Origin of the sequence: Kitasatospora sp. NPDC004615 (genome assembly GCF_042873545.1) — a bacterium.
GTDB lineage: Bacteria > Actinomycetota > Actinomycetes > Streptomycetales > Streptomycetaceae > Kitasatospora.
The window spans coordinates 1,118,271-1,143,517 of the sequence record NZ_JBIALQ010000001.1 but is presented as its reverse complement, the minus strand read 5'-3'; the positions used below and the strand labels follow the sequence as shown (position 1 = coordinate 1,143,517).

23 protein-coding genes are annotated in these 25,247 nt (G+C 71.6%); 16 read left to right on the top strand and 7 right to left on the bottom strand.

What is annotated here, in order from left to right:
• Positions 1 to 40: 40 nt before the first annotated feature.
• On the top strand, positions 41 to 967 hold the full coding sequence (locus tag ACFYS8_RS05185; protein WP_387635936.1) for a helix-turn-helix domain-containing protein: 927 nt from the start codon (positions 41 to 43) through the stop codon (positions 965 to 967).
• A 112-nt stretch (positions 968 to 1,079) separates the two neighbouring features.
• Complete coding sequence (locus ACFYS8_RS05180) at positions 1,080 to 1,613, top strand: DUF2087 domain-containing protein (RefSeq protein ID WP_387635933.1); 534 nt, start codon at positions 1,080 to 1,082, stop codon at positions 1,611 to 1,613.
• 184 nt (positions 1,614 to 1,797) lie between these two features.
• Here ACFYS8_RS05180 and ACFYS8_RS05175 read toward each other — a convergent pair whose 3' ends face one another.
• Positions 1,798 to 2,634: a CPBP family intramembrane glutamic endopeptidase gene (locus tag ACFYS8_RS05175; protein ID WP_387635930.1), complete on the bottom strand. Its 837-nt coding sequence runs from the start codon at positions 2,632 to 2,634 to the stop codon at positions 1,798 to 1,800.
• A gap of 111 nt (positions 2,635 to 2,745) precedes the next feature.
• On the opposite strand from ACFYS8_RS05175, the gene ACFYS8_RS05170 reads away from it, so the two are divergent.
• The 3 genes from ACFYS8_RS05170 to ACFYS8_RS05160 all read left to right on the top strand — a co-directional run bounded on the left by ACFYS8_RS05170 (position 2,746) and on the right by ACFYS8_RS05160 (position 5,466).
• Complete coding sequence (locus ACFYS8_RS05170; RefSeq protein ID WP_387635928.1) at positions 2,746 to 3,987, top strand: sensor histidine kinase; 1,242 nt, start codon at positions 2,746 to 2,748, stop codon at positions 3,985 to 3,987.
• On the top strand, positions 3,975 to 4,625 hold the full coding sequence (locus ACFYS8_RS05165; RefSeq protein ID WP_387635925.1) for a LuxR C-terminal-related transcriptional regulator: 651 nt from the start codon (positions 3,975 to 3,977) through the stop codon (positions 4,623 to 4,625). The genes ACFYS8_RS05170 and ACFYS8_RS05165 overlap by 13 nt, the downstream gene beginning before the upstream one ends.
• A gap of 118 nt (positions 4,626 to 4,743) precedes the next feature.
• A complete protein-coding gene (locus tag ACFYS8_RS05160) occupies positions 4,744 to 5,466 on the top strand; it encodes an alpha/beta fold hydrolase (protein WP_387635922.1) in 723 nt (240 codons plus the stop codon).
• A gap of 7 nt (positions 5,467 to 5,473) precedes the next feature.
• Here the strand turns inward: ACFYS8_RS05160 and ACFYS8_RS05155 are convergent, their stop codons facing one another.
• From ACFYS8_RS05155 to ACFYS8_RS05145, 3 genes are all read right to left on the bottom strand, one after another.
• The gene (locus ACFYS8_RS05155) at positions 5,474 to 7,120 is read right to left on the bottom strand and encodes an MFS transporter (protein WP_387635919.1); all 1,647 of its coding nucleotides are present in this window, start codon (positions 7,118 to 7,120) and stop codon (positions 5,474 to 5,476) included.
• A 128-nt stretch (positions 7,121 to 7,248) separates the two neighbouring features.
• Positions 7,249 to 8,790, bottom strand: coding sequence for a nitrilase-related carbon-nitrogen hydrolase (locus ACFYS8_RS05150; protein WP_387635917.1), 1,542 nt, complete (start codon positions 8,788 to 8,790; stop codon positions 7,249 to 7,251).
• Positions 8,791 to 8,933: 143 nt separating this feature from the next.
• Positions 8,934 to 10,157 carry a helix-turn-helix domain-containing protein gene (locus ACFYS8_RS05145; protein ID WP_387635915.1) on the bottom strand — a complete coding sequence of 408 codons (1,224 nt, stop codon included), beginning with the start codon at positions 10,155 to 10,157 and terminating at the stop codon, positions 8,934 to 8,936.
• A gap of 670 nt (positions 10,158 to 10,827) precedes the next feature.
• Here ACFYS8_RS05145 and ACFYS8_RS05140 point away from each other — a divergent pair.
• The 3 genes from ACFYS8_RS05140 to tgmC are packed head-to-tail and all read left to right on the top strand — an operon-like array spanning position 10,828 to position 13,179.
• The gene (locus tag ACFYS8_RS05140; RefSeq protein WP_387635912.1) at positions 10,828 to 11,070 is read left to right on the top strand and encodes a putative ATP-grasp-modified RiPP; all 243 of its coding nucleotides are present in this window, start codon (positions 10,828 to 10,830) and stop codon (positions 11,068 to 11,070) included.
• A gap of 1 nt (position 11,071) precedes the next feature.
• The gene (tgmB, locus tag ACFYS8_RS05135; RefSeq protein WP_387635909.1) at positions 11,072 to 12,040 is read left to right on the top strand and encodes an ATP-grasp ribosomal peptide maturase; all 969 of its coding nucleotides are present in this window, start codon (positions 11,072 to 11,074) and stop codon (positions 12,038 to 12,040) included.
• Positions 12,037 to 13,179 (top strand): ATP-grasp peptide maturase system methyltransferase, encoded by a 1,143-nt coding sequence (tgmC, locus tag ACFYS8_RS05130; protein ID WP_387636857.1) that lies wholly within the window; start codon positions 12,037 to 12,039, stop codon positions 13,177 to 13,179. Before tgmB ends, tgmC begins: the two co-directional genes overlap by 4 nt.
• A gap of 151 nt (positions 13,180 to 13,330) precedes the next feature.
• Here tgmC and ACFYS8_RS05125 read toward each other — a convergent pair whose 3' ends face one another.
• Entirely contained in the window at positions 13,331 to 14,068 is a 738-nt protein-coding gene (locus ACFYS8_RS05125) for a VOC family protein (protein ID WP_387635906.1), read from the bottom strand.
• Positions 14,069 to 14,321: 253 nt separating this feature from the next.
• Between ACFYS8_RS05125 and ACFYS8_RS05120 the strand changes: the two genes are divergently transcribed.
• From ACFYS8_RS05120 to ACFYS8_RS05090, 7 genes are all read left to right on the top strand, one after another.
• Positions 14,322 to 15,542: a sensor histidine kinase gene (locus tag ACFYS8_RS05120; RefSeq protein WP_387635904.1), complete on the top strand. Its 1,221-nt coding sequence runs from the start codon at positions 14,322 to 14,324 to the stop codon at positions 15,540 to 15,542.
• Positions 15,539 to 16,219, top strand: a complete 681-nt coding sequence (locus ACFYS8_RS05115; protein ID WP_387635902.1) for a response regulator — start codon at positions 15,539 to 15,541, stop codon at positions 16,217 to 16,219. Before ACFYS8_RS05120 ends, ACFYS8_RS05115 begins: the two co-directional genes overlap by 4 nt.
• 111 nt (positions 16,220 to 16,330) lie before the next feature.
• Positions 16,331 to 18,544 (top strand): protein kinase, encoded by a 2,214-nt coding sequence (locus tag ACFYS8_RS05110; protein ID WP_387635899.1) that lies wholly within the window; start codon positions 16,331 to 16,333, stop codon positions 18,542 to 18,544.
• Between the two features lie 293 nt (positions 18,545 to 18,837).
• Positions 18,838 to 21,081: a PQQ-binding-like beta-propeller repeat protein gene (locus ACFYS8_RS05105; protein ID WP_387636854.1), complete on the top strand. Its 2,244-nt coding sequence runs from the start codon at positions 18,838 to 18,840 to the stop codon at positions 21,079 to 21,081.
• Positions 21,082 to 21,154: 73 nt separating this feature from the next.
• Positions 21,155 to 21,604, top strand: a complete 450-nt coding sequence (locus ACFYS8_RS05100) for a DUF523 domain-containing protein (protein ID WP_387635896.1) — start codon at positions 21,155 to 21,157, stop codon at positions 21,602 to 21,604.
• A gap of 116 nt (positions 21,605 to 21,720) precedes the next feature.
• Positions 21,721 to 22,350: a ClpP family protease gene (locus ACFYS8_RS05095; protein WP_387635893.1), complete on the top strand. Its 630-nt coding sequence runs from the start codon at positions 21,721 to 21,723 to the stop codon at positions 22,348 to 22,350.
• A gap of 1 nt (position 22,351) precedes the next feature.
• Positions 22,352 to 22,954: a ClpP family protease gene (locus tag ACFYS8_RS05090; RefSeq protein ID WP_387635890.1), complete on the top strand. Its 603-nt coding sequence runs from the start codon at positions 22,352 to 22,354 to the stop codon at positions 22,952 to 22,954.
• 127 nt (positions 22,955 to 23,081) lie between these two features.
• Here ACFYS8_RS05090 and ACFYS8_RS05085 read toward each other — a convergent pair whose 3' ends face one another.
• Positions 23,082 to 23,456 carry a helix-turn-helix domain-containing protein gene (locus ACFYS8_RS05085; protein WP_387635888.1) on the bottom strand — a complete coding sequence of 125 codons (375 nt, stop codon included), beginning with the start codon at positions 23,454 to 23,456 and terminating at the stop codon, positions 23,082 to 23,084.
• Positions 23,457 to 23,547: 91 nt separating this feature from the next.
• Positions 23,548 to 24,123 (bottom strand): SUKH-4 family immunity protein, encoded by a 576-nt coding sequence (locus ACFYS8_RS05080; RefSeq protein WP_387635885.1) that lies wholly within the window; start codon positions 24,121 to 24,123, stop codon positions 23,548 to 23,550.
• Positions 24,124 to 24,229: 106 nt separating this feature from the next.
• Between ACFYS8_RS05080 and pip the strand changes: the two genes are divergently transcribed.
• A complete protein-coding gene (gene pip, locus ACFYS8_RS05075; RefSeq protein WP_387635883.1) occupies positions 24,230 to 25,201 on the top strand; it encodes a prolyl aminopeptidase in 972 nt (323 codons plus the stop codon).
• Positions 25,202 to 25,247 lie beyond the last annotated feature (46 nt).

Genomic DNA, 25,247 nt, shown 5'->3' with positions numbered 1-25,247 from the left:
GCAGGCTCGCAGCAGGACCTCGGTGGAAGGAGGCAGTCGGATGACAGGGTGGATGGCGAACGGGTGCGTGCCCGGCGCGACGTGGCCGTGGCCGCCGGCCGCGACGGACCCGGCGTTCGCCGGGGCGTCGCCGGGCGAGCGGGCGATGCTGTCCCGGCTCGGCTACCTGCGGGTCGCGACGCTGGAGACGGCCGTGGCGCTGCCGCCCCGCCTCGCGGGCCGGTACGCCTGGGGCGGGCAGGAGCCGATGGTCGGCATCGGGCTGCAACTGGCCGGCGAGTGCCTGATCACCCAGGACGGGCAGCGGACGGTGCTGGGCCAGTGCGAGTTCGTCCTGTACGACACCGCGCGGGCCTACGTCATCGAGTACCCGAAGCCGTCCCGCGCCCACCTGTTCCACCTGCCGCGCCGGCTGCTCGGCGTCCCCGAGAGCGAACTGCGCCAGGTGACGGGCACCCCGGTGACCGCCGACGACGGGTTCGGGTCGGTGCTGCTGCCGTTCCTGCGGACGCTGGGCGACTCCGCGCCCTCCTACACCACGCCGGTCGCCGACCGGCTGGCCGGCAGCGTCGCCGACCTGGTGGGCACGATGGTCGCCCAACTGTCCGCGACGCGGGCCGCCGACGATGCCCGCACCTCCAACGGACACCTGGTCCGGCGGATCCGCGAACACATCGCGCGCAACCTCGGCGACCCCGGCCTGTCGCCGGAGACGATCGCCCGGGCCCACCACATCTCGCTGCGCTACCTGCACCGACTGTTCGAGGGCGAGGGCGTGACGGTGAGCCGGCTCATCCTGCGGTCCCGGCTGGACGCCTCCGCCCGGGACCTCTCCCGCCCCGGGCCGCCGGTGGCGGCGGTCGCGCAGCGCTGGGGGTTCGTCAGCCCCGCGCACTTCAGCCGCGCCTTCCGGACGGCCTTCGGCGTCTCGCCCCGGGAGTGGCGCGCCCAGCGCACCGGGGGCTGACCGGCCGGGCGACATTAATCGGTTCGGCGTCGAACTCGGCTGCGGGTACGGTGAGTTGCGGCCGTTGTTTCCGGCCGGGACCACGCAGCTTCGGAGAGGACGCGTTCCCCGCATGACACCCGACCAACTCGCCATCGAGCTCGCCGACCCGATCCAGCGCCGGGTGTTCGCGGCGGTCGCCCTGGGCGCGACGACCTCCACCGAGATCCTCACCACCTCGGCCCTCACCGCCCCCGACGCCGCCCCGGCCATCGGCCGACTCGTCCGGGCGGGCCTGCTCGTCCAGGGCCGCGGCACCGTCGCCCTCAACGAGGACGCCCTCACCACCGCCGCGGACACCGCCACCCGCCGCCTCGCCGACGAGGCCGCGACCGACCAGCCCGACCCGAGGCTGCGCGGCCACATCCGCGGCGGCACCCTGATCGACCTCCCCGACGAGGACCACGAAGCCCGCCGTGCCGTCCTCGGACACCTCGCCGCGACCACCTTCACGCCCGGCGACGAGTACGACGAGCGAACGGTCACCAACCGCCTCCAACCCTGGTGCGAGGACGGCCCCTTGGACGCCGTCTCGCTGCGGCGCGCCCTCGTCGACGACGGCCTGCTGACCCGCGAGTCCGGCCACTACCGGCTGACCGCCGGCTGAGCGCTCCCGTCCGGGGCTGCTCGGTTCGGCTCGGATCAGCCGGTCCTGTGCTTCCCTTCGCGAAGCGTGGGGCGCCTTCGTAACTGCCGCAGCCGCCGGGCGCTTCGGCGAAGTCCGAGCCCGTACCGACCGGCCCGGAGACCCCACCGTCCAGCCGGGCGGCGGGGTCTCGGCATGCTGCGGTCTATGCCTCCGTGCGACGGCGGTGGGCCAGCCAGGCTCCCAGCACCGCCAGGGTGGTTGCGGGCCAGGTTGTGATGCTCAGCGGGCCGGCGAGCAGGGGGTCGACGAGGCGGGCGGAGACCTCGTGGGTCAGGGGGAGGGCGAACTCGTTGAGGGAGATGTGTGTGGCGACGGCTGCCCAGACGGAGCCGGTGGAGAGGCGGACGGTGGCGATCACGGTGCCGAGCAGCATGGCGGTCACGACGGCGACGGGTATGCCGAGCAGGACGGAGTGGCCGGGGTAGCTGCCGCCGAGGGCGGTCATCGGGACGTGCCAGGCGCCCCAGATCGCGCCGCCGATCAGCAGGCCGCGCGTTCGGCCGTAACGGAGCAGGCGGGGCAACAGGTAGCCCTGCCAACCGAGTTCCTCGCCGAAGTACAGGGGGACGGACACCAGGGCGCTCAGTACGAGCGGTGTGATCGTGGCGGGGCCGGGCAGGTGGGCGGGGGAGTACCAGCCCGCGAGCGTCGACAGGGTCAGGCCGGCGGCGGTGAGGCCGAGGGGGATCGTCAACGCGACTGCCACGGAGCGGAGTTCGTGGCGCCAGGGGGTGGCCCTGGCGAGTCCGAGGATTCGTGCGGCCGCGCGGGGGCCGTGGCGGCGGGCGGTGAGGCCGAAGGCGGTCAGGGCCGGGACCAGCATCATGAGGATCATGCACAGGGCCGCGAGTGGTGGCGTGCCCTGTGCGGCGCTGGTCCGGCGGAGGCCGTCGAGCCAGAGCGGGACCATGGCGAGCCATGCCCCGGCGAAGCTGATGGCGAGGAAGGGAAGGAGGCCGGAGGGTGGGGTCGGTTTCATGGCGGCGACGCTACGAACCGCGTGGTGGCTGGGGCGATCGTGCAGGCTCGTCGATCGATGGTGTAGCAGGCACCACTGTGCCGGGAGGGCCGGACGGGAAGACTGGCCGCCGTGAACAAGTTGTCGAAAACGCTTGCGGTGGCCGGTCGTTCGGCGCGGGCCGCCGGGTACTGCGCGGCCAGCTTCGGCTGCGGGCTGGCGCTGATCGTGCTGGTGCCCGTGCTGGTCTACTCGTCCGTGCTCTGCCTGGTCGGGCTGGGTCTGCTGGTCCTGCCATACGAGTTGCGGCTGCTGCGCCGGCTGGCCGACCTCGAGCGCGACCGGCTGGGGCGGTGGGTGGCGCCGGTGGCGAGGGCCGGGGTGCACGGGCGGCGGCGGCTGATGGTGATGCTGTCGGATTCGGCGACCGGCCGGGATCTGCGCTGGGCACCCGGGATGATGGTGGCCGGGACGGTGCTCGGGCTGCTCGGGGTGGCGCTGTTCCTGTTTCCGGTGGCGGTGTTGGTGCTGGCCGGGCTGTGGTGGCTGTTCCCGGCGGGGGAGCCGATCAGGCTGATTCTGGATGCTCCGATCGACAGTTGGGGATCCGCGATCTATGTCGGCGTGCCGCAGTTCCTGCTGGCCGTGCTGCTGGCGCTGTTCGGCCCGCCGCTGGTGGCGGGGGCGGCGGCGTCCGTGAGCCGGTGGCTGCTCGCCCCCTCGGCGGCCGAGGCTCTCGCCGAACGGGTGGCGACGCTGGACCGGACGCGTACCGGCGCGATCGACGCGCACGGCAGCGAGCTGCGCCGGATCGAGCGCGACCTGCACGACGGCACCCAGGCCCGGCTGGTGAACCTGGCCATGCAACTCGGGCTGGCGGAAAGGACGTTCGGCATCGACCCGGCTGCGGTGGGCCCGCTGCTGACCAGGGCGCGGGAGGGCGCGGAGGAGGCGATGGCCGAACTGCGCGACGTGCTGCGCTCCGTCTACCCGCCGATCCTCGCCGACCGGGGCCTGGCCGGCGCGGTCGCGGCGGTGGTCGCCCGCTGCCCCGTCCCCGCCACCCTCGACGTGGGCGAACTCGGCGACGTACCGGCGCGGATCGAGGTCGCCGTGTACTTCGCCGTCACCGAGGCGCTCACCAACGCGGCCAAGCACAGCCAGGCCGAGTCCGTGTCGGTCACCCTGACCAGAACGCGCGCGGCCGTCCGGGCGGAGGTCGTCGACGACGGCCGGGGCGGGGCCGCCGAGGGCGGCGGCACCGGGCTGCGCGGGATGCGGCAGCGGGTGGAGGCGGTGGACGGCGCGCTGCGGGTGCAGAGCCCGCCCGGCGGACCGACCGTGATCACCGTGGAGTGCCCGTGCGCATCCTGATCGCCGAGGACAACGCGCTGCTCGCGCAAGGGCTTTCCGCGCTGCTGGGTGCCCTCGGCAACGAGGTGATCGGCACGGTCGGGGACGGCGAGTCCTTCGTCGCGGCCGCCGTCGCCCACAGGCCGGACGTGGCCGTGGTGGACGTCCGGCTCCCGCCGAGCTTCACCGACGAGGGCATCCGGGCCGCGCTGCGGGCCAGGGAACAGGTGCCCGGTCTGCCGATCCTGGTGCTCTCCCAGTACGTCGAGGACACCTACGCCCGGGAGTTGCTCGCCGACGGCACCGGCGTCGGCTACCTGCTCAAGGACCGGGTCGCCCGGGTGGACGACTTCCTGGAGGCGCTGCACCGGGTGGCCGCGGGCGGCACCGCGCTGGACCCGGACGTCGTCCGGCAACTGTTCGCGACGCACGGCAACCCGCTGTCCCGGCTCACCGAACGCGAACGCGAGGTGCTCGCGATGATGGCCCAGGGGTACGGGAACTCCGAGATCGCCGACCGCCTGGTGGTCACCGAACGGGCCGTGCACAAGCACATCGGCAACATCTTCGTGAAGCTGGACCTCCCGCCCGAGGACAGCGGCGACCGGCGCGTCCTCGCCGTCCTCACCTACCTCGGCGCCCCCCAGCGGCCGGGATAGGGCGTGGCTGGGCCGGACGGCGTGCGCTGGCGGAACAAGCGCGACGGGCGCGGATTCCTAACCTGGGCCCCTCCCCTGCGGGGGACGTCAACTGCCAACCGATTCCGAGGACTTCGTCATGACCGAGAACACCACCCCTACCGTCGTGCTGGTGCACGGCGCCTTCGCGGACGCCTCCAGCTTCGCCCGGCTGATCCCCGAACTGCTCGCCGACGGCCTGAACGTGGTGGCACCCGCCGGGCCCAACCGCAGCCTGACCGGGGACGCCGCCTACCTGGCGTCCGTGGTGCGGCAGATCCCGGGGCCGGTGGTGCTGGTCGGGCACTCCTACGGTGGCGCGGTGATCACCGTCGCGGGGGCCGAGGAGAACGTCAAGGCGCTGGTGTACCTCGCGGGTTACGCGCTGGAGGAGGGCGAGAGCCTGGGTGAGCTGCAGGGCCGTTTCCCGGCCTCCGAGCTGGCCGAGGCACTGGTGTACACGCCGTTCCCGCTGGACGGCGGCGGCGAGGGCACCGATGTCTCGGTGCAGGTGGACCGGCTGCCTGAGATCTTCGCCGCGGACGTGGACCCGGCGCTGGCCCGGGTGCTCGCCGTCTCCCAACGGCCGCTGGCCGCCGCCGCGTTCGGCGAGAGTGCGCCGAACGCGGCGTGGCGGACCAAGCCGTCCTGGGGGATCGTCGCCGCCGCCGACCGGACCATCAACCCGGAGGTCGAACGGTTCGGCTACCGGCGGGCCGGGATGACCACCGTCGAGCTCGACACCTCGCACCTGATGATGCTCTCGCAGCCCGCGCAGGTCGCCGAGGTGATCCGCGAGGCCGTCCGGTCCGTCACCGGCTGACCGTGCGTCACAGCGCCGCCCGGGCGGTGACGGCGTGGGTCACCACCGGCTCGCCCGTCACCAGCGCCCGGGCGGTGCGTTCGAAGGCGTGGTCGACGCCGGTCCAGCGTTCGTGGTGCTGCGCGCAGTGCTCCGCCCAGGAGGCCACCGTGAACACCTCGACGAACTTGGTGGGTTCGGCCCCGTCCTGGTACAGGCCCCAACTGACCGCACCCGTTCGCCGCCGGGACGCCTCGACCTCGTCCATCGCCCGGACGAACGCCTCCGCGGTGCCGTCCGCCACCCGGTACTCGACGGAGACCAGCACCGGCCCGTCGGCCGCGGCGGGCTCGACCGTCAGCCGCGGCTCCGGCCAGCTGTCGGACAGCGACGGGTCCACCTCGGCGTCCAGCAGCGGGAGTTGACGCAGGGAGAGGGCGCCCAGGGCCAGCAGTGCGGCCGGGACGGTCAGCGCGATCAACAGGCCCGCGTACTGGGCGAGTTGGCCCCACACCAGGGCGCCCAGCGCGTTGCCGCCCTGGAAGACCAGCAGGTAGAAGGCGACGGCGCGGGCCCGCACCCAGTTCGGCAACTCCAGTTGCAGGGCGGCGCTCAGGGTGGACAGACCCCAGATCCAGGCCGCGCCCGCCCACACCAGCGCCAGGCTCACCAGCACGGTGTTCCCGGCCAGCGCCACCACCAGCAGCGCACCCGCCGTCAGCAGCCCCGACAGCGCCAGCACACCGTTGCCGCGCAGCCGGGCACTCAGCTGCGGCAGCACACCCGCACCCGCCACCGCACCCACCCCGACGGCCGCCAGCAGCAGGCCGTACCCGGACGAGCCGAGGCCGAGGCGCTGCACCGCCACCACCGGCAGCAGCGCCCACAGCGCCGCCGCGCCGGGCACGAACAGCGCGCAGCGCAGCAGGATCCGCCGCACCCCCGGCGCCCGCCGGACGTACCGCCCGCCGGCCCGCAGCGCCGCCAGCGCCTGCTCGCGCTGCCGCTCACGGACGGGCGCCTGCTCGTCCGGGAAGCGCCGCAGCAGGACCACCAGAATGCCCAGGAACGACAGCGCGTTGAGGGCGAACGTCCAGCCCACGCCGGCCGCCGCGACCAGCAGGCCGCCCAGCGCGGGGCCGACCGCGCGGGCCACGTTCATGTTCACCGCGCCCAGCGCCGACGCCTGCCGCAACTGCTCGCGCGGCACCAGACTGGGCTGCACCGCCTGCCAGGCCGGGCCGTTCAGCGCGGAGAGGCAGCCGAGCAGGAAGGTCAGCAGCAGCAACTGCCACGGCCCGAGCACCCCCAGCAGCGCCAACACCGCCAGGACGGTGGCGACCGCCGCCATCGCCGCCTGGCCCACCAGCAGCAGCCGGCGGCGGTCCACCAGGTCCGCGAGGGCGCCGGCCGGCAGCGCGAGCAGCAGCACCGGCAGGCCCGACGCGACCTGCACCAGCGACACCAACCCCGCGCCGTGCCCGACCAGCAGCCACTGCGCGCCGACGGTCTGCATCCAGCCGCCCACGTTCGAGACGAACTGGGCGATCCAGAGGGCGCGGAAAACCTTCTCCCCGAACGGCGCCCAGGCGGACTCCTCGCTCGTACTGCGTCTCATCTGCACCAGGCCCTCGGCTCGTCGGGTGGCGGGCGCGCCCGGCTCGGGGCGGCCCATGGAGCCGCCGAGGCTAGTTCGGGTGCTCGCGTCCGGCTGTCCGCTGCGTGCCCCGGCGGTGGTCCGAGACCGCACAGCCGCTGTTCAGCGCACAGCCGCTGTGTGGTCCGAGACTGCACAGCCGCTGTTCAGCGCACAGCCGCTGTGTGGTCCGAGACCGCACAGCCGCTGTGTGGTTCGAGACGGCGGGTCAACGCGGTGACGGCCAGGGCGGCGACGGCGGCCAGGCAGAGCCAGGCGAAGGCGTCGCCGATCCGGGCGTACACGGTGGTCACGCCGTGGACCGGGAGCTGGGCGACCACCGTCTGCTGATCGGAGCCGAACCAGTCGGCCGTGGCCAGGACGCGGCCCCGGCTGTCGAACGCGGTCGAGACGCCCGACTCGTCCTGGCGGACCAGGGCATAGCCGTTCTCGACCGCCCGCAGCGCGGCCTTCTTCGTGTGCGCGCCGCCGTACTCCCGCCAGTCGTGCGAGGGCACCAGCATCAGATCCGCGCGGACCCGCATCAGCGCCGGATAGTCGGCGTCGTAGCAGATCACATCGGCGATCCGCCCGTACGGGGTGTCGGCGACCGGGACCCGGCCGTCGCCCGGCGCGAACCGCTCGGAGCCCGGGATGGGGTGCGCCTTCTGATACGTCCACAGCACCGCGCCGTTGGGGTCGATCAGCAGCGCCTCGTCCCGGTCGTGGGCGGAGCCGGCCGTGCCGTCCACCCGCAGCCCGAACTCCAGGTAGACGCCCGACTGCCGGGCCGCGTCCTGTGCGGCGGCGATCACCGCGTCCGCGTGCGCCTCCTGCGTCCGGACGGCTTCCTCGGGCCAGACCACGATCTTCGCGCCCGCGGCGGCCTCCCGGCGGGTCGAGGCCAGCAGGTCGTTCTCGACGGCGTCCGTGACCGGCGTTGTTGCAGACGCGGGCGCTTCCCTGAACTGGACGTTCTCGCCCGCGAGTTGCTCAAGCGCGGCCTGCTGGGCCTCCGTCACCGCCCGGCTCGGACTCACCCCCGCCACCCGCACCGTCGCCCCGCCCACCGGGTCGGTCGCCAGCCGCGCGCCACCCGCCAGCAGCACCGCCACCAGCACCGACCCGCACACCACACCGCTGCGCCACGACGGCCACCGACGGACCCGCAGGACGGTGGACGCGAACCACCCGACCAGGAAACCGACCCCGTACGGGCCGGTCACCGAAACCACCTGCAACAACGGCAAGTTGTCGTACTGCGTGACCGCCAGCGAACCGTACGCCGTGCCGAACGGCGACAACACCGTGATCAGGAACTCGCCCGCCGCCAACCCGGCCGGAAACACCAACGCCGCCTGCCACGGCCGCAACCGCCCGACCAGCAGCCGGTCCGCCACGAACGGCACCGTCTGAATCGCCGCCAACCCCGCCGCCCCCGCCACCACCACCGGATTGAACCCGATCGCCGACTCCCACACCCAGAACACCGCCGCCCCGACATGCGCCAGCCACATCCACAACACCCCCCACCACACCCCGGACCGCCGCGAGAACGCCAGCAACAACACCGGAAACACCCAGGCCAGCGCGGCAACGTCCCACCGCCCACCGACCGCGAACAGCATCGCCGCAGTACCGGACAGCAGAAGCGCGGGGCGGCTGCGCCACCACGAACGAACGGATATTTCAGAGGAGTTGGAGGTCATGGAAACGACGCTAGGCGGCCGCCCCACCCCGCCGCCTCGGCCGCGACGCCGAGACTGCGGGCCACCGCGCAACTATCGATGCACACCCTGCGGAGGACCCCCGAATTGGGGGTCAGGGTGGGGATATTTTTGTGTTCGCGCTGTTAATCGCCCGCCGGCTCTATCTGTAGGCGCATCCCTTCGTAGACTTCTCGGAGGTCCCGCGCATCGGAAATCCTGCGCGCTTCTACTGCTCTGACGACTTCGAGGGCGCGCCAATGGTTGGATGGCGCTACTCGGCCAGACAGCATGGCGTGCTGTGCCGAATCACATGCCTCATCCAATCGATTAGTGGCCACCAGGGAGAGCGCCAGGTCGATATTGGCCGATGCCATCCGGCGAGGCCATTTTCGAATGTCCTCCGAGGGCGAGAGCCGCGAAATTACTTCTCGCGCATATGCTTCGGCTGCCGGATCGCCGAGCCATGCAAGCGTGGTCGCCGCATAGGCGAGTGACTTGGCTGGGTCATATTGGAAATGATGTTCCGGCTGATTTGGAGTACCCATCGCGGCGGAAAGCGCTTGCACTCGGTCTATTGCGGCATAGGTTTCGGCCGAATAGCCCAATCGCGCAAATGCTCGCCCCTGCTGTGCAAGGGACTGGATTTCAACCGAACTTCCGGCAGGCGCCAACTGTTGAGCGGTCTCGCTAAGGGCCGCTGCCTCGGAGTAGTCGCCGTTGGTGAGCACCCGCCAAGCGTCAGTTTCAAAGCACCAAGCCTGAATTTCTGAATTTCCGGCATGCCGCGCCAGGGTCGCTGCCGTTCGCAGTCTCGCCGCTGCTGCGCCTTGCTGGTTGAGGTCAATATGCAGAGTTGCGCCAAGGAGAGAGAACCAGCCGCCGATCACGAGTAGCTGCTGGTGTTCGGCGAGAGTCTTCTTTGCGTCCATGAGCCCGGATACGTAAAATGCATATTTCCGCACCTGCCCCAAGAGTGCCTGGGGGGCTACGGTCGGATATTTGATTGCCAGGTCATGAAAAGTCAGCTCAAGGCGTTCGAGTGTTTCCTTCCCTACGTCGCTGGAAGAGACCCTCCGTGCAAGCTCCAGTGCTTCAAGCTCATCATCATATTCCGGCGGAGTAGTGGGAGTATTTTCGTCCAGAGAGTGCTTGGGATTCGCTTCGGCGGACAGGAGAGAGTCGAGCTCAATTAGTGTGACCTGCAGGAATTTGGCCAGGGTCGGGCGCTGCCAATCCTGGGGGTCTACCTTGCCACTTTCCCATCTGGCCACTGTAGAGCGATCGACACCCAGGCCCTGACTCAGGGACTCCTGGGTAAATCCAAGGGCCTTTCGCCTTTCAGTAAATTCCCTGCGCCGCTCTGCCATGCCGCCTCCCGGTCTCTGGCTACCCGTTCTAGCAGGCCAGGGCACTCAGTGCAGGCACTCTGAGGCATGGATGCCACATGAATGCCATATGGATGCGTCATCCCTGCTCTGTTCAAGCGTGAACGGCAGTCCTGTACTGGTGACTCACACAGCACGGCATTGATCGGAGGGGCAGCAGTGAAACGCCTGAGCATCGTGACCAGCGCTCTGGCCGTGGCGGTCGCTCTCGGACCCGCCGCACTGGTGCTCTCCCTTGCCAGGCTCGATCCGTACGCCGCACGCTGCTGGGTGTGGTGGTCTTTCGCCCTGGCGGTCGCCACGCTCGGCATCGTGTACGGCGGGGACTGGGAAACGTGGTGGCGTCAAAGACGTGCCGCGCGGCGGTCCCGGTTGCGGGTCACGATTCGCCACGTTCGTCCCGGGGATCCGCCGTGACCTCGCTTTCGAGACCAACGCTGACCGAGATCGGTGTAGGACGTACCCCTTCGGGCGCACCAAGGCGCCCCCACAAGTCCTGTCCCGGCGGGCGGGGAAGGGGCAGTACCTCCGCCGGGACGGGGTTGCCAGGAACTCTGCCTTTCCGCCGGGTAGTTGGACCTACTTGGCGCTGCAACGACAAGGAGGAGCAGCACATATGACGACAACACCTGCACCTTGGGGTACGCGGCGAATGGAGCCGTACGCGCCCACCGTCGCCGTTCCGCAGTACACGCCCGTGATCGACCCCAAGACGCAGATCGCCGTAATCGTGGACGAGCATGGCCGTACGGTCGAGATGGGTGCGCACGGGACCAGCACGAACACCAGCACGCCCACCAGCACGGGCGGTGGTGACGGGCAGAGCGGCGGGCAGGCCGCGCCCACCGACCTGGACAGCATGCAGGCGAACGACCAGGACCAGGGCACAGGCTGACATGACGGATCGGCACGGGGCCGTACTGGTCCTGACCAACCCGTACGACGCGACAGCGGACGTGGTGCTACGCGTGTTGGCCGACCGCCGAGTACCGGTTGTCCGTGTCGATCCCGGCGCCGATCTGCACGAGGGTGCCTCACTGACTGCCCGCTACAGCACGGGCCGGCGGTGGGGCACCCTCCGCACGGCAAGCCGGGAACTCGACCTGTCCGACGTGCGGTCCGTCTGGGTCCGCAGGCCCTCGCCCTACGACGCCCCTCCCGGCATGGCAGAGCACGACGCCAAGTTCGCCGGCGCACAGGCGTTCTGGGGCGCCGGGGGCATCCTGGCCTCGCTGGACGGGGCCCACTACGTGAATCACCCGTGGCACATCCGCAATGCCGAGTACAAGCCCGCGCAGCTCACGGTGGCGAGCCGGTGCGGGTTGCTGGTGCCGGGCACGGTCATCACCACCGACCCGCAGGAAGCGCGCGAGTTCTGCGTCCGCCAACCCGGCGGGGCCGTCTACAAGCCGCTGTGGGACAGCCGGTACCGTGACAGCGAGGGAGCCGCGCAACAGGTATGGGTGCGAGGGGTGGAAGCGGCCGAGATCACCGAGGCTGTGGCAGCCTGCCCGCACCTCTTTCAGGCGAAGGTGCCGAAGGCGTTCGACGTGCGCGTGACAGCCGTCGCCGACCGCCTGTTCGGGGTCCGTATCGACAGCCCCGATCTCGACTGGCGCCACCGGCAAGACCTGATGACGTGCACGCCGGTCGAGATCCCCGAACCAGTTGCACGTTCGATCGCCGCTTATCTCGGCGAACTTCGTTTGATCTACGGCGCGTTCGACTTCGCTGTGACCGACGATGGTTCCTGGTACTTCCTTGAGTGCAACGCAAACGGGCAATGGGCATGGCAGCCGGCGGAGACCACCGCAGGAATCGCCGGGGCCCTCGCCGACCAGCTGGAGAAGGGCCCCGACACGTGAGCACATCGGCCGAACTGCATGCCGCCCTGGTGGAACAGCTCACCCAGGACGGAACACTCACCGAACCCGAGTGGCGCGCCGCCGCCGAGGGCGTACCCCGGGAACTGTTCGTCGGGTCGTTCTTCCTGCCGGTCCTCGGAAGCAACCCGACCGCCTACCGGCCCGTACACAGGGGCGAGCCGGGGTGGCTCGAACGGGTCTACTCGAACGAAACGCTTGTCACCCAACTCGACGGTCATATCCGGCCCGAGGACGTGACCGAGGGCACCGTGACCGGTTCCCCGTCCTCATCGTCCACCCTGCCGTCACTGGTGCTGACCATGTGGCAGCAACTCGGCGCCGAGACCGGGCACCGCGTGCTGGAGATCGGCACCGGAACCGGACTCTCCACCGCCTACGGCGCGAACCGCCTCGGGGACGCCAATCTCACCAGCATCGAATACGACCCGGCGGTGGGCGCGAGGGCCGCCGCTTCGCTCAAGGCGGCCGGGTACGCGCCTCGGCTGATCATTGGTGACGGGCTGCTCGGTGACCCGGAGGGGGGCGAGTACGACCGGCTGATTGCCACCTGTTCAGTCCGCCACATCCCCCAACCGTGGCTCTACCAGGTGAAGCCCGGTGGTCGAATCCTGGTCACCCTCTCCGGCTGGTCATTCGCGTTCGGCCTCGCCCTGCTGACCGTGACCGGCCCCGGTGAGGCCACGGGCCGGTTTCTGCCCGGATACGTCAGCTTCATGATTGCCCGACCGCATGACCGGCCACCCCGACAGAGTCTCGAGCTACTGCCCGGGGACGAACGACCGACCCGGATCAACCCCGAGATCATCAGCACGTGGACCGGCGGTTGGGTCGCCCAACTCGCGGCTCCCTCGGCCGAACGCATGGGGGCTGGTGGGCAACAGATCCTCTCGGACGTGGCCACCGGATCGCAGGCCCGGACCATGCCCAACCCTGACGGGGGGTGGACCGTGGTTCAGCGCGGGCCGCTCCGATTGTGGGATCAGGTGGAGAGTGCCGTCGAAGCCTGGCAGGCCGCCAACTCGCCCCACCAGGAACGGTTCGGAATCACGGTTTCGGCCGCCGGTCAGCGCGTGTGGCTCGGCGCCGAGGACGGCCCCGGGTGGGACCTGCCGATCTGACGCACGCGGGCGGTGTGGGCCGGTTCGCGTGCGTCGTGCCGTTCCGCACGCGTTCGTTGAGCGTGGGTGTCCGGACGGATGGGCTGCCGGTCCCAGGCGCGCGGGGCCGACTGTCCGTCGTGGCCGACACCGGCGGAGTCGTGGCGGAAGGTCAGCTGGGGCTGAGGAGGCAGAACTCGTTGCCTTCCGGGTCGGCCAGAACTGTCCAGTGGATGGCGGACCGGTCGAAGTCGGGGTCGGTGGCGCCCAGGGCGCGCAGGCGGTCGGCTTCTGCTGCCAGGTCGTCGCCGGGGTAGGGGCGGACGTCGAGGTGGACGCGGTTCCAGACGGTCTTGGTGTCGGGTGTGCGGATGAACTCCAGGTAGGGGCCGACGCCTTGGGCGGATCGCAATGTCGCGTGGTCGTCGGTGACCTCGTGCAGCGTCCAGTCCATCGCCCGGCCCCAGAACCGGGCCATCTCGCGCGGGTCGGCGCAGTCGACCACCACCGCGGCGATCGGCCCGGTGCCCTGGTAGACCGGGCGGGGCTCCAGGACGCAGAACTCGTTGCCTTCCGGGTCGGCCATGACCGTCCAGGGGACGTCGCCCTGACCGACGTCGGCGAGGGTCGCGCCGAGAGCCTTCAAACGCTCGACCAACTCCGCCTGGTGGGCGGCCGAGGTGGTGGCCAGATCGATGTGCACCCGGTTCTTCACCGTCTTGGGTTCCGGGCGGGCGACGATGTCGATGCAGACGGCCGCGGGGTCGGGGTAGGCGAAACCGACGGGTTCGAGGTTGGTGACGCCTGGTCCCTCGCTGTCGATACCCCAGCCGAGTGCCTCCGCCCAGAACCGGCCGAGTGCGGCGTCGTCCTGGGCCTTCATGTTGATCTGCACGAGTCGTGTTGCCATGCGGCGGATCCTAGGAGCCAGCACCGGCCCTGGCCAGCGCGATTTTGCAGTCGCGCGTCCGGTGGGTTCGTCGTTTCTCTGTGGACGTACTACTGACGGCTGAACCCGGAGCCGAACCCGTGTTCCAGCGCGGATCGTCGTGTGCCGCTGGCTGTGCCTGCGGCGCGTGCCGCCGGCCGTGCCCGCGCAACTATCGATGCGCACCCGGGGGAGGATCCGCACCGCGCCGGTGCTCGTCTAGCCTGGCGGACCGATGGCTACCTCGACGACGACGGCCCTGCGCGCCGCACCCCGATGGATCGCCGACCGGCCGCGACTGACGGATGTCGCGCTCGGCGGCGGGCTGACCCTGTTCGACGCGGTCACTGTGCTGAACCACACGCCTGCGCCCGATGGTTGGGGCGTCGCGTTGTGGGCCGCGCAGACCGTCCCGCTGCTGTGGCGGCGGCGGTGGCCGCACGCCGTGCTCGCGGCGATGACCGCCCTCTACCTGCTGTTCCAAGTGCTCGACCCGATTCCGGGGAAGATCCCCGGCCCGTACCTGCTGATGCTCGGCGTGTACGCCGTGGCCCGCTACGGCCCGCGCCGGGCCGCCCTGCCCGCAACTGCCCTGTGCCTGGGGGCCGTTACGATGGGGGACGCGCTGACCGGGCACTGGCAGGTGCCGCAGCTCGGGTCGTTGGAGCCGATCAGCACCACCACGTTCGTGTTCTTCTTCGCGCTCGCCTGGATCCTCGGCTCCGGTCGGCGCCGGATCGGTGCCGACGCGGACCGGCTGCGTGAACTCAACCGGCGGCTGCGGGCCGAGCAGGAGCTCAACGCCCGGCAGGCGGTGGCCGGTGAGCGGGCCCGGATCGCCCGTGACCTGCACGATGTGGTCGCGCATCATGTCAGCGCGATCGCGGTGCAGGCCCGGGCCGCCGAGGACGTGCTGACGGACGATCCGGTGCTCGCCGTCCAAGGCGTCGGCCTGATCGCCCGGACCGCCGACACCGCGCTGATCGAGATGCGGCGCATCCTCGGCCTGCTGTCCACCCGTGAGCGCGACCTCGCGCCCGAACCGTCCCTCGCCCATCTCGACCGCCTCGCCGACGCCGCCCGCGCGGCCGGCTGCCGGGTCGCCGTCACCGTCCAACTCCCGGAAACCGGCGTGCAGTTCGCAGGGCTCGAGGTCTCCGGGTACCGGATCGTCCAGGAGGCGCTGACCAACGTGCTCAAGCACGCCGGCCCGGTGGACGTCCGGGTCGCCGTCCGCGCCGACGCCGGGCAGCTGCTGATCGAGGTCGAGAACGACCCGCCCGCCCCTGACCACCGGCCCGCCCCCGGCCACTGGCCGGTCCCCGGCAGCGGGCGAGGGCTGATCGGCATGCGGGAACGGGCGGCGGCCTTCGACGGCACCCTGGACGCCGGGCCGCGGGCCGACGGCGGGTGGCGGCTGCGCGCCACACTGGATGCGCGGGTGGTGGCGGCGTGAGCGTACGGGTGCTGGTCGTCGACGACCAGGAGATCGTCCGGACGGCGCTGCGGCTGGTCATCGACCGGCGCGAGGGGCTGACGGTGGTCGGCGAAGCCGCCGACGGGGGGCGGGCGTTCGCGCTCGCCGTCGAACTGCGGCCCGACGTCGTACTGATGGACATCCGGATGCCCGGCACCACCGGCATCGAGGCCACCCGCCGGATCACCACCGAGTGGCCCGGCCCGGAGCCGGCGCCGCGGGTCCTGCTGCTCACCACCTTCGACCTGGACGAGTACGTGCACGAGGCGCTGCGGGCCGGCGCGCACGGCTTCCTGCTGAAGAACAGCGCCCCCGAACAGCTGGCCCGGGCGATCCGGGCCACCGCCGCGGGCGAGTCCGTGCTCGCGCCGAGCGTCACCCGCCGCCTGATCGACACCCTCACCGCGCTGCCGCCCGCCCTATTGCCAACACTTGACGATGCGTTGGTAAAAACTCCGTCCGTCGAGCTGCTCACCGAACGGGAGCTCCAGGTGCTGGTGCTGGTTGCCCGCGGCCTGTCCAACGCCCGGATCGGTGACGCGCTCGGCCTGAGCGAGGCGAACGTGAAGAGCCGCGTCAACCGGATCCTCAGCCGCCTCGGACTGGAGAACCGCGTTCAGGCCGCGCTCTTCGCCCACAAGGCTGGACTGAGCTGACGGAGCATCAGCGCAACAGTCCAGGTGAGGATTCGGTGTGCGCGGCTGCCGCACCCAGCCCGCAGACCGTATGGTTCGTCCCGCGCACCCGACGGGGGAAGGGAAGGGCAGGTGCAGCCACTCGACGGGATGGATCCGCGGCAGGTCGGGCCGTACACGCTGGTGGGCCGACTCGGGGCCGGCGGCATGGGTGCGGTGTACCTGGGGCGGTCGGCCGGCGGGCGGGCCGTCGCCGTCAAGGTGGTTCGGCCGGAGCTCGCCGAGGACACCGAGTTCCGGCAGCGCTTCCGGCAGGAGGTGGCCGCCGCGCGGCGGGTCTCCGGCGCGTTCACCGCGGCCGTGGTGGACGCCGACACCGAGGCCGCGCTGCCGTGGATGGCCACCGCCTTCGTCCCCGGACTGTCGCTGCGGCAGGTCGTCGAACGGCACGGCCCGCTGCCCGTCGCCACCGTCCGCACACTGGCCGCCGGGCTCGCCGAGGCGCTCGGCGAGGTGCACCGCGCCGGGCTGATCCACCGCGACCTGAAGCCCGGCAACGTGCTGCTCGCCCTCGACGGGCCGCACGTCATCGACTTCGGCATCTCCCGGGCCGCCGACGCCGGCGGGCTGACCACCACCGGCTCCGTCATCGGCTCCGCGCCGTACATGTCCCCCGAACAGGCCCTCGGCGAGCCGCTCACGCCCGCCGGCGACGTGTTCTCGCTCGGCTCCACCCTGGCGTACGCGGCCCTCGGCCGGAACCTGTTCGGCGAGGGCGCCGGCGCGGCCGTGCTGTTCCGGATCGTCAACACCGAACCCGACCTCGGCGAACTCCCCGCCGAACTGCGCCCATTGGTCACCGCCTGCCTCGCCAAGACCCCCGCGCACCGGCCGACGCCCCGCCAACTCGTCGCCCACGTCGCCCAGTCCGGGCACCCCACCGACCCGGACGGCTGGCTGCCACCCGCCGTCGCCACCGAGGTGCGCGCCGTCCGCGCCGTACTCACCGCGCCGCCCGCACCACCGCCGATGCCCCCGCCCGCCCCCTCGGACGCACCCATCGACCAGCCACCACCGGCCCGCCGGATCGGCCGCCGCACGCTGCTCGGCCTCGGCGGCGCCGTGCTGGTCGCCGGCGGGGCCGGAACCGCGTTCGCGCTGATCAACCGCGACCGCGACCGCGGCTCCTCGACCGGCAAACAGACCGCCGCCCCGCCGGTACGGCCGAGCGCGGACGTCCCGGAAGCCGTCCCGCTCTGGCAGAACCGGGACGCCAACCTGCCGTGCGTCCAGCTGCTGTCACTGGACGGCGTGGTGGTCGGCATCACGCCCCGGCAGGTGTGGGCGGTCGGCGGCGACGGCAAGCCCAAGTGGACGCTGGACGCCGGTACGACGGGCGTCAGCTTCGCCCTCGGCTCGGGCGTGCCCACGCCCGTCGCCGGGTTCGACGGCCACCGCATCCACCTGGCCGGCCTGGGCAGCACGGGTGTCCCGGGCAGCATGGCGACCCTCCTGCTCGCGATCGACCCGGCCGAGGGCAAGACCGACGGGAAGGTGACGCTCGACCAGCCGCATGCGGCCGGGGTGCTCCGCTTCGCCGGGATCCGCAGCGGCACCGCGTACGTGATCGGCCTGGGCCAGGGCCAGCACCAGGACGGCAGCAACATGTGGGCGATCGACCTGGCCGGGCGGCGCACCGCCTGGTTCCACGGCGACGACGCGCTACTGGTGGAAGCGGCCCTGCTGCCCGGGAGCGACCGGGTCCTGGTCTCCACCGCCGACCGCCTCAAGGCCATCGACGGCTCGGGCACCGTCACCTGGCAGGCCGGCATCCAATCCTTCGGCATCGCCGCCGGTGGCGGCTGGTTCCTCACCCCCGACAAGGAGGGCACTCTCACCGCCCTCGACCCTGCCACCGGCAAAGCCGCCTGGAACGTTCGCGGCATCACCACCCCCCGCCTGGGCGGCAGCGCCTACGCGCACGGCCCCGACGACAGCCTGCTCCACTGCCAGTGGACCGACGCCGACGGCGAGTTCTCCATCGGCGCCGTCGACCTGAAGAGCGGCGCCCCGCGCTGGAAGACCCCCCTCCCGCCCGACGGCAACGGCATCGGCAACGGCGCCTACGGCGCCGACCTGCTCCACGCCGACGACACCCTCTACCGGATCGGCCGTGACTCGGTCGTCTGGGCCCTCGACCCCGCCACCGGCAAGCCCCGCTGGAAGTACTCCGGCTACAAGGGCACCGACCCCGCGACGCTGACCTGGACGGCCGGCGCGGGACGGCTGTGCGTCTCCGCGCCGAAACCGTCGATCCTCACCGCCCTGCCCGCGAAGGCGAGTTGACGACAGTGAATCCGCTCGGCCCGACCGGTCCCGGCGCGGCGAACCGGACGGCCTGTGCGCGCCGCCGGTGCCTAGGGCCTGTCTTCAAACCCCCGCCTGCCCCACAACGCCTGGCACGCACTCTCGCCGCACCGGGCGAAAGGCCAAGTACACCCAGTACGAGGCCTTCCACCCGGCACGCCGAGAGCACGCACCAGACGCCGCGGGGCTGCGACGCGGATTTGAAGACAGGCCCTAGCCGTCCCGTGTCCCTCCACCCTCACCATCCTGCCTTCGAAAGCGAGTTGACGACGATGCACCCGCTCGCCCCGACCGACCCCGCGCAGGTCGGCCCCTACCTGCTGCTCGGCCGGCTCGGCGCGGGCGGCATGGGCGCCGTCTACCTCGGCCGGTCGGCCGGCGGCCGGACCGTCGCGATCAAGCTGATCCGGCCCGAACTCGCCGACGACCAGCGGTTCCGGGCCCGCTTCCGGCGCGAGGTCTCGGCCGCCCGCACCGCGTCCTCCGCGTTCACCGCCCCCGTCGTGGACGCCGACCCGGACGCGCCGCTGCCCTGGCTCGCCACCGCGTACATCCCCGGCATCCCGCTGGACGAGGCGGTCCGGCTGGTCGGGCCGTTCCCCGAACCGGTGCTGCGCATCCTCGCCGCCGGCATCGCCGAGGAACTCGCCGCGATCCACGCCGCCGGACTCGTCCACCGCGACATCAAGCCCAGCAACGTGCTGCTCGCCCTCGACGGCCCGCACGTCATCGACTTCGGCATCGCCCGCGCCGCCGACGACAGCGTGCTCACCGCCGAGGGCGCCATCCTCGGCACCCCCTCCTACCTGTCGCCCGAACAGGCCCTCGCCCGGCCGATCGGCCCCGCCGCCGACGTCTTCTCGCTCGGCTCGACCCTGGTGCACGCCGCCACCGGCGCGGGCCCGTTCGGCGGGGGCCTGCCCATCGAGGTGGTCCGCCGGGTCGCCGCCGAGGAGCCCGACCTCAGCGGCGTCCCCACCGGGCTGCGCCTGCTGGTCGCCGCCTGCCTCGCCAAGGACCCGGCCGACCGGCCCACACCGCGCCAACTCGTCGAGTCCCAGCGGCTCGAACCCCAGCCCCCCGGCACCTGGCTGCACCCCGCGCTGGTCGCCGCCGTCGAACGCTCGGCGGCCGTCCTCGCGCCGACGCTGCCCCCACCGCTCCTGCCCACGATGGAACTGCCGCCGCCCGAGCCCGAGTTGAAGCGACCCACGCGGCGGACCCTGCTGTACGGGCTGGCCGGCGGAGCGGTCGCGCTGGCGGGCGGCGGGACGGCGCTGTACCTGACGACAGGCCGGACCACCGACAAGTCGGCTACGGTGAAAGGCAGTTCGTCACCGGCGCGTGACCTCACCGACCCGGAACGCCCGCTGGACACCACCAACATCGCCACCGCACTGTGGACGGTGCCCGTGCCCGAACCGCTCACCCAGATCGTCGGCGACGGCGAGAGCATCCTCACCGTCGACGCCAAGACCATTCGCGGCTTCGACCGCGACGGCAAGCCCCGCTGGGAGCCGAAGACCGCCCAGGGCAACATGCCGGTACTGACGCTCGGGCAAGTCGTCGCCGCCAACGGCAAGGGCTACTACCTCACCCGGGAGCAGAGCGCCCCGCCGAACTTCAGCATTCGCACCTTCCTCAAGGCGATCGACCTGGCCTCCGGCGAAATCGCGTGGACGTACACCAGCGCCGCACTGAACGCCACCTCCGGCGCGGTCTGCGGTGTGCTGGACGGTGTCGTCTACGTCCAGGGCTCCGGCTCGGCCGCCGGGGTCGCCGGCCAGACGATGTTCCTGTGGGCGATGGACACCGCCACCCACGAGAAACGCTGGGAGCAGCGATTCCCGGACGCCGGCCTCGGCACCGGCCGGCTAACCGTCCCCACCACCGGCACCCGCCTGCTCTGGCAGCGGAGCGACATGTCCAACGGCACCTCCACCCTGTCCGGCCTCGACACCCAGGACGCCGGCATCTCCGCCTGGCACCAGAGCCCGCCCGGCACCACCCTCGGCGCGGGACCCCTCGTCCAGCCCTTCACCGACGGCCCGCACAGCTCCGGCGGTGGCCACCTCCTCTACCTCGCCGACCGGGTCTACGCCCTCAACCCGGCCGACGGGACGGTGGCGTGGAAGACCGAGGCCACCATGACCTACCAGGCGGTGGTGGCGAACGCCGACGGCTCGACCGTCTTCGCCGCGGGCATCGACTACAAGACCCTCGCCGTCAAGGTCCAGGCCCTGAACGCGACCGACGGCACCGTCCGCTGGGCCGGCACCCTTCCCGCCGGCGCCCTCATCACCAACCTCGGCGCCCAGTTCGCCGACGACACCCTCTACCTCTGGCTCCACGGCAAGACCTGGGCCCTCGACCCCACCACCGGCAATGCCCGCTGGACCTACGGCTTCCAAGCCACCACCACCGCCCTCACCGTCCCCCTCTGGGCCGGAGGCGGCCGCGTCTACGGCCCCGCCGAAGGCGGCCTGACGGCCGTCGCCGCCACCGGCAAGGCCTGACCGGCCCGCCGATGGGCATCGGTGCTGGTCACGGGCGCGGTCGGGCGGGTGTGTGGCCCGGTAGCCTGGGCGGGTGGATGCGATTTTGGTGAGTGCTTGTCTGTGTGGGGTGCCGTGTCGGTTCGACGGGCGGGACAAGGCGTCGGAGGCGCTCGCGGGGGTGTTGGAGGGGCGGCGGGTGGTGGCGTTCTGCCCGGAGGTGGCGGGCGGGCTGGAGACGCCGCGGCGGCCGGCGGAGCTGGTCGGGGGTGACGGGCACGACGTGCTGGACGGGACGGCGCGGGTGGTGGACGACGGCGGGCGGGACGTGACGGCGGAGTTCGTGGCGGGGGCCGAGCGGGCGCTGGTCGCGGCGCAGCGGGCGGGGTGCACGGAGGCGGTGCTGATGCCGCGGAGCCCGTCGTGCGGCCGGGGCAAGGTCTACGACGGCTCGTTCGCGGGCGCGCTGGTGCCGGGCGACGGCGTGACGGCGGCGCTGCTGGAGCGCAACGGGATCACGGTGCGGCCGGCGCCCGGGGTCTGAGTCGGCGTGGCTCTGCCCGTGGCTAATCTGCGGCGGGCAGAGAAGCGTCTGCGAGGGGTCGTTCGGGGTGAACAGTGGAGTGGAAGACGCGCTCCGGCCCCGAGGAGGAAACCCCGATGAGTCCGTTCCCACCCCGTGCGGAGGACGGCGACACTCCGCCCAGTCGCTTCGACGACCACCTCGCGGCGCAGCTCCTCGCGCAGCGGATCGTCCTGCTCGGCACCCAGGTCGACGAGGTGTCGGCGAACCGGGTGTGCGCGCAGCTGCTGCTGCTCTCCGCGGAGGACCCGCGCACCGACATCAGCCTGTACATCAACAGCCCGGGCGGGTCGGTGACGGCGGGCCTGGCGATCTACGACACCATGCGGCTGATCCCGAACGACGTCTCGACGCTGGCGATGGGTTTCGCCGCCAGCATGGGGCAGTTCCTGCTGACGGTGGGCGCCGCCGGCAAGCGGTTCGCGCTGCCGAACGCGCGGATCATGATGCACCAGCCGTCGGCGGGCATCGGCGGCACCGCCTCGGACATCGAGATCCAGGCGGAGAACCTCGAGTGCACCAAGAAGGCGATCGAGCGGATCACGGCCGCGCACACCGGCCAGAGCGAGGACACCATCGCCAGGGACGGCGACCGCGACCGCTGGTTCACGGCCGAACAGGCCCGGGAGTACGGGATGGTGGACCAGGTGGTGGAGTCGCTGGCGGACATCCGTCCGGCCGCGAACCGTCGACGGATGGGGTTGTGACATGGGCTCGTACACGGTTCCCTACGTCATCGAGAAGACGGCTCAGGGCGAGCGGTCCTACGACGTGTTCAGCCGGCTGCTGAACGAGCGGATCATCTTCCTCGGCACCGAGATCGACGACGGCGTCGCCAACGTGGTGATCGCGCAGCTGCTGCACCTGGAGTCGGCGAGCCCGGGGGAGGAGATCGCGATCTACCTCAACTCGCCCGGCGGATCGTTCACTTCACTGATGGCGATCTACGACACCATGACCTTCGTGCAGTCGCCGATCTCGACGTTCTGCGTCGGCCAGGCGGCGTCCACGGCGGCCGTCCTGCTGGCGGGCGGCGACCCCGGGCGGCGGTTCGTGCTCCAGCACTCGCGGGTGCTGCTCGGCCAGCCGGCCAGCGGCGGCCGGCAGGGGACGGTCTCGGACCTGAGCCTGGCGGCGAAGGAGATGCTGCGGATCCGCTCGCAGGTCGAGGAGGTACTCGCCCGGCACACCCACCACGACCCGGCGACGCTGCGCGCGGACATGGACCGCGACAAGGTGTTCACCGCCGAGGAGGCCGTCGCCTACGGCCTGGCCGACGAGGTGCTGAACCGGCGCCTGGTCCTGGCCTGACGCACCGAGAACCGGCCGGTGCGGCGGCCAACTTCCGTCGTGTCGGCCAGCGTTGCTCGGGCGGCCAACTGCCGCCGTGCCGGCCGGCGTTGCTCAGGCGGCCAATCGCCGCCGTAGCGGCCGTTGTTCAGGCGGCCAGGCAGAGCCCGTTGTACGGCGCGGCGGGCGCGGCGCGGCGGATCTGCGAGTAGCGGACCAGGTCGTCCTGGGCGAGCGACAGCAGATCGCCGAGCCCCAGCCCGAGCGCGCGCGCGGCGGCCGCGAGCACCTCCGAGGAGGCCTCCTTGCGGCCGCGCTCCAGCTCCGACAGGTACGGCATGGAGATCCGCGCCGCCTCCGAGACGTCCTTCAACGTCCGCTGCTGGGCGAGCCGTTCACGCCGCAGCACACCACCGACCACATCACGCCACAGCGGCTCCTTCACCGCCGCCGGCTGCTTGGCCGCCCCGCCCTGCGGGCGCAGCGGGATGACGCGGGCTTCGTTCTGGCCTTGAGTGCTCACCACTTCAGCGTAGACATCCCGCGCGCGAGCGGAAGGGAGCGGCGTTCTGCTGTGGGTGAAGTGCGGAAGCGGAAGGGTAGTTGACGGATGCTCAGTGCGGGTCGCCCAGGAGGTAGCTGACGTAGTGCAGGACGGTGAACCAGCAGGACTCGGGATTCTCCATCGCGAGGGGATCGACCCGGCGCATCGTCCGCAGCAGCCTTGCCTCGGCGCCCGCGGGGTCGAGCTCGTCCGTACCGGCGTCGGGGTCGTAGGCCGGTCGTTCCTCCTCCAGGGCGTGCAGGAAGAAGGCGAGGGCGTCGACCGTGCTGTTGAGCAGGTGCGGAGTGCCACCCTCCGGGATGCAGTAGACGATGCCGGTGGTGACGTCGACCATCACGTCGTCCAGCCGGATACTGCCGAGAGTCAGCCAGACCGACATGTCGAACGGGCAGCTCGGGTACCGGCCGGCGACGCGCTGCCAGGCCTCGCCGCCGATCCGCAGGTCGCCGTCGACCATCAGCTGGTCGGTCTCGAACCAGCCCATCCGGTCCGGCAGTCCGACTTCGCCCAGGAACTCCCGGGTCGCCCGGTGGGTGATGCCGTCGAGCAGGTGGTCGGCCGGAGTGACCAGTTCCTCCGCGCCGAAGACCGACTCCATCGCCTTCCGGTCGATCAAGGGGCTCATGGAACTCCGCACTTCCGCCGGGGCCTCGGGTTGGCCAAATGGTCCGACGGGCAGTTTAGTTGGCGTTATTTGCAGGTCGGAATGCGGCGCGGAAGGACGAACACCCATGGTTGATCTCTATGAGCCGATGCACCCCTACGACACCGGTTTCCTGGACACCGGAGACGGCAACCGCATCTACTACGAGCAGCTCGGCAACCCCGAGGGCAAGCCCGCGCTGTACGTGCACGGCGGGCCCGGGGCGGGGTTCCCGAAGCGGCCGACCCGGGCGTGGGACCCGGAGTCCTACCGGGTGATCCGGTACGACCAGCGCAACTGTGGGCTCAGTACGCCGCATGCCAGTGATCCGGCGGCGGACATGGCGCTGAACACCACGCAGCACCTGATCGACGACATCGAGCGGCTGCGCGAACACCTCGGTGTGGAGCGGTGGTTGCTGGACGGCGCGTCCTGGGGGTCGACGCTTATCCTGGCTTACGCGCAGCAGCACCCGGAGCGGGTCAGTGAGATCGTCATCCAGGCGGTCACCACCACCCGCCGGGCCGAGACCGACTGGCTGTACCGGGGCGTCGGCGGGTTCCGGCCCGAGGCGTGGGACCGGTTCCGGGACGGCGTCCCGGAGGGCGAACGGGGCGGTGACGTCTACCAGTTGCTGGCGGCGTACGCGCGGCTGATGGAGCACCCGGACCGGGCGGTGCGGGAGAAGGCCGCCAACGAGTGGCTGGCGTGGGAGGACGCGGTCATCGAGGGCGAGCCGAACGGCATCCCTGGGATGTACAGCAACCGCGAGATGGACGACCGGATCGCCTTCGTCCGGATCTGCTCGCACTTCTTCAGCAACGGCGCCTGGCTGGAGGAGGACCAACTGCTGCGGGAAGCCGACAAGTTGGCGGGCATCCCGGGCGTGCTGGTGCACGGCCGGTACGACATGGGCTGCCCGGTGCAGACCGCGTGGGAGCTGGCGAAGGCCTGGCCGGACGCGAAGCTGCACATCTTCGACGACTCCGGGCACGTGGGGAGCCAGGACATGGCCGCGACCGTCCGGCAGGCGCTGGAGGACTTCAAGCACCGCAGGTAGCAGGCGCGTTGACGCCCCGCCAGGCAGGGCATGGCGGGGCATCGGC

Coding starts and splice junctions, on each gene's coding strand:
- ACFYS8_RS05105 (WP_387636854.1), top strand. CDS start 18,838: ATGCACCCGCTCGCCCCGACCGACCCCGCGCAGGTCGGCCCCTACCTG.
- ACFYS8_RS05145 (WP_387635915.1), bottom strand. CDS start 10,157: ATGGCAGAGCGGCGCAGGGAATTTACTGAAAGGCGAAAGGCCCTTGGA.
- ACFYS8_RS05080 (WP_387635885.1), bottom strand. CDS start 24,123: ATGAGCCCCTTGATCGACCGGAAGGCGATGGAGTCGGTCTTCGGCGCG.
- ACFYS8_RS05095 (WP_387635893.1), top strand. CDS start 21,721: ATGAGTCCGTTCCCACCCCGTGCGGAGGACGGCGACACTCCGCCCAGT.
- ACFYS8_RS05090 (WP_387635890.1), top strand. CDS start 22,352: ATGGGCTCGTACACGGTTCCCTACGTCATCGAGAAGACGGCTCAGGGC.
- ACFYS8_RS05175 (WP_387635930.1), bottom strand. CDS start 2,634: ATGAAACCGACCCCACCCTCCGGCCTCCTTCCCTTCCTCGCCATCAGC.
- ACFYS8_RS05180 (WP_387635933.1), top strand. CDS start 1,080: ATGACACCCGACCAACTCGCCATCGAGCTCGCCGACCCGATCCAGCGC.
- tgmB (WP_387635909.1), top strand. CDS start 11,072: ATGACGGATCGGCACGGGGCCGTACTGGTCCTGACCAACCCGTACGAC.
- pip (WP_387635883.1), top strand. CDS start 24,230: ATGGTTGATCTCTATGAGCCGATGCACCCCTACGACACCGGTTTCCTG.
- ACFYS8_RS05140 (WP_387635912.1), top strand. CDS start 10,828: ATGGAGCCGTACGCGCCCACCGTCGCCGTTCCGCAGTACACGCCCGTG.
- ACFYS8_RS05185 (WP_387635936.1), top strand. CDS start 41: ATGACAGGGTGGATGGCGAACGGGTGCGTGCCCGGCGCGACGTGGCCG.
- ACFYS8_RS05155 (WP_387635919.1), bottom strand. CDS start 7,120: ATGGGCCGCCCCGAGCCGGGCGCGCCCGCCACCCGACGAGCCGAGGGC.
- ACFYS8_RS05150 (WP_387635917.1), bottom strand. CDS start 8,790: ATGACCTCCAACTCCTCTGAAATATCCGTTCGTTCGTGGTGGCGCAGC.
- ACFYS8_RS05120 (WP_387635904.1), top strand. CDS start 14,322: ATGGCTACCTCGACGACGACGGCCCTGCGCGCCGCACCCCGATGGATC.
- ACFYS8_RS05160 (WP_387635922.1), top strand. CDS start 4,744: ATGACCGAGAACACCACCCCTACCGTCGTGCTGGTGCACGGCGCCTTC.
- ACFYS8_RS05125 (WP_387635906.1), bottom strand. CDS start 14,068: ATGGCAACACGACTCGTGCAGATCAACATGAAGGCCCAGGACGACGCC.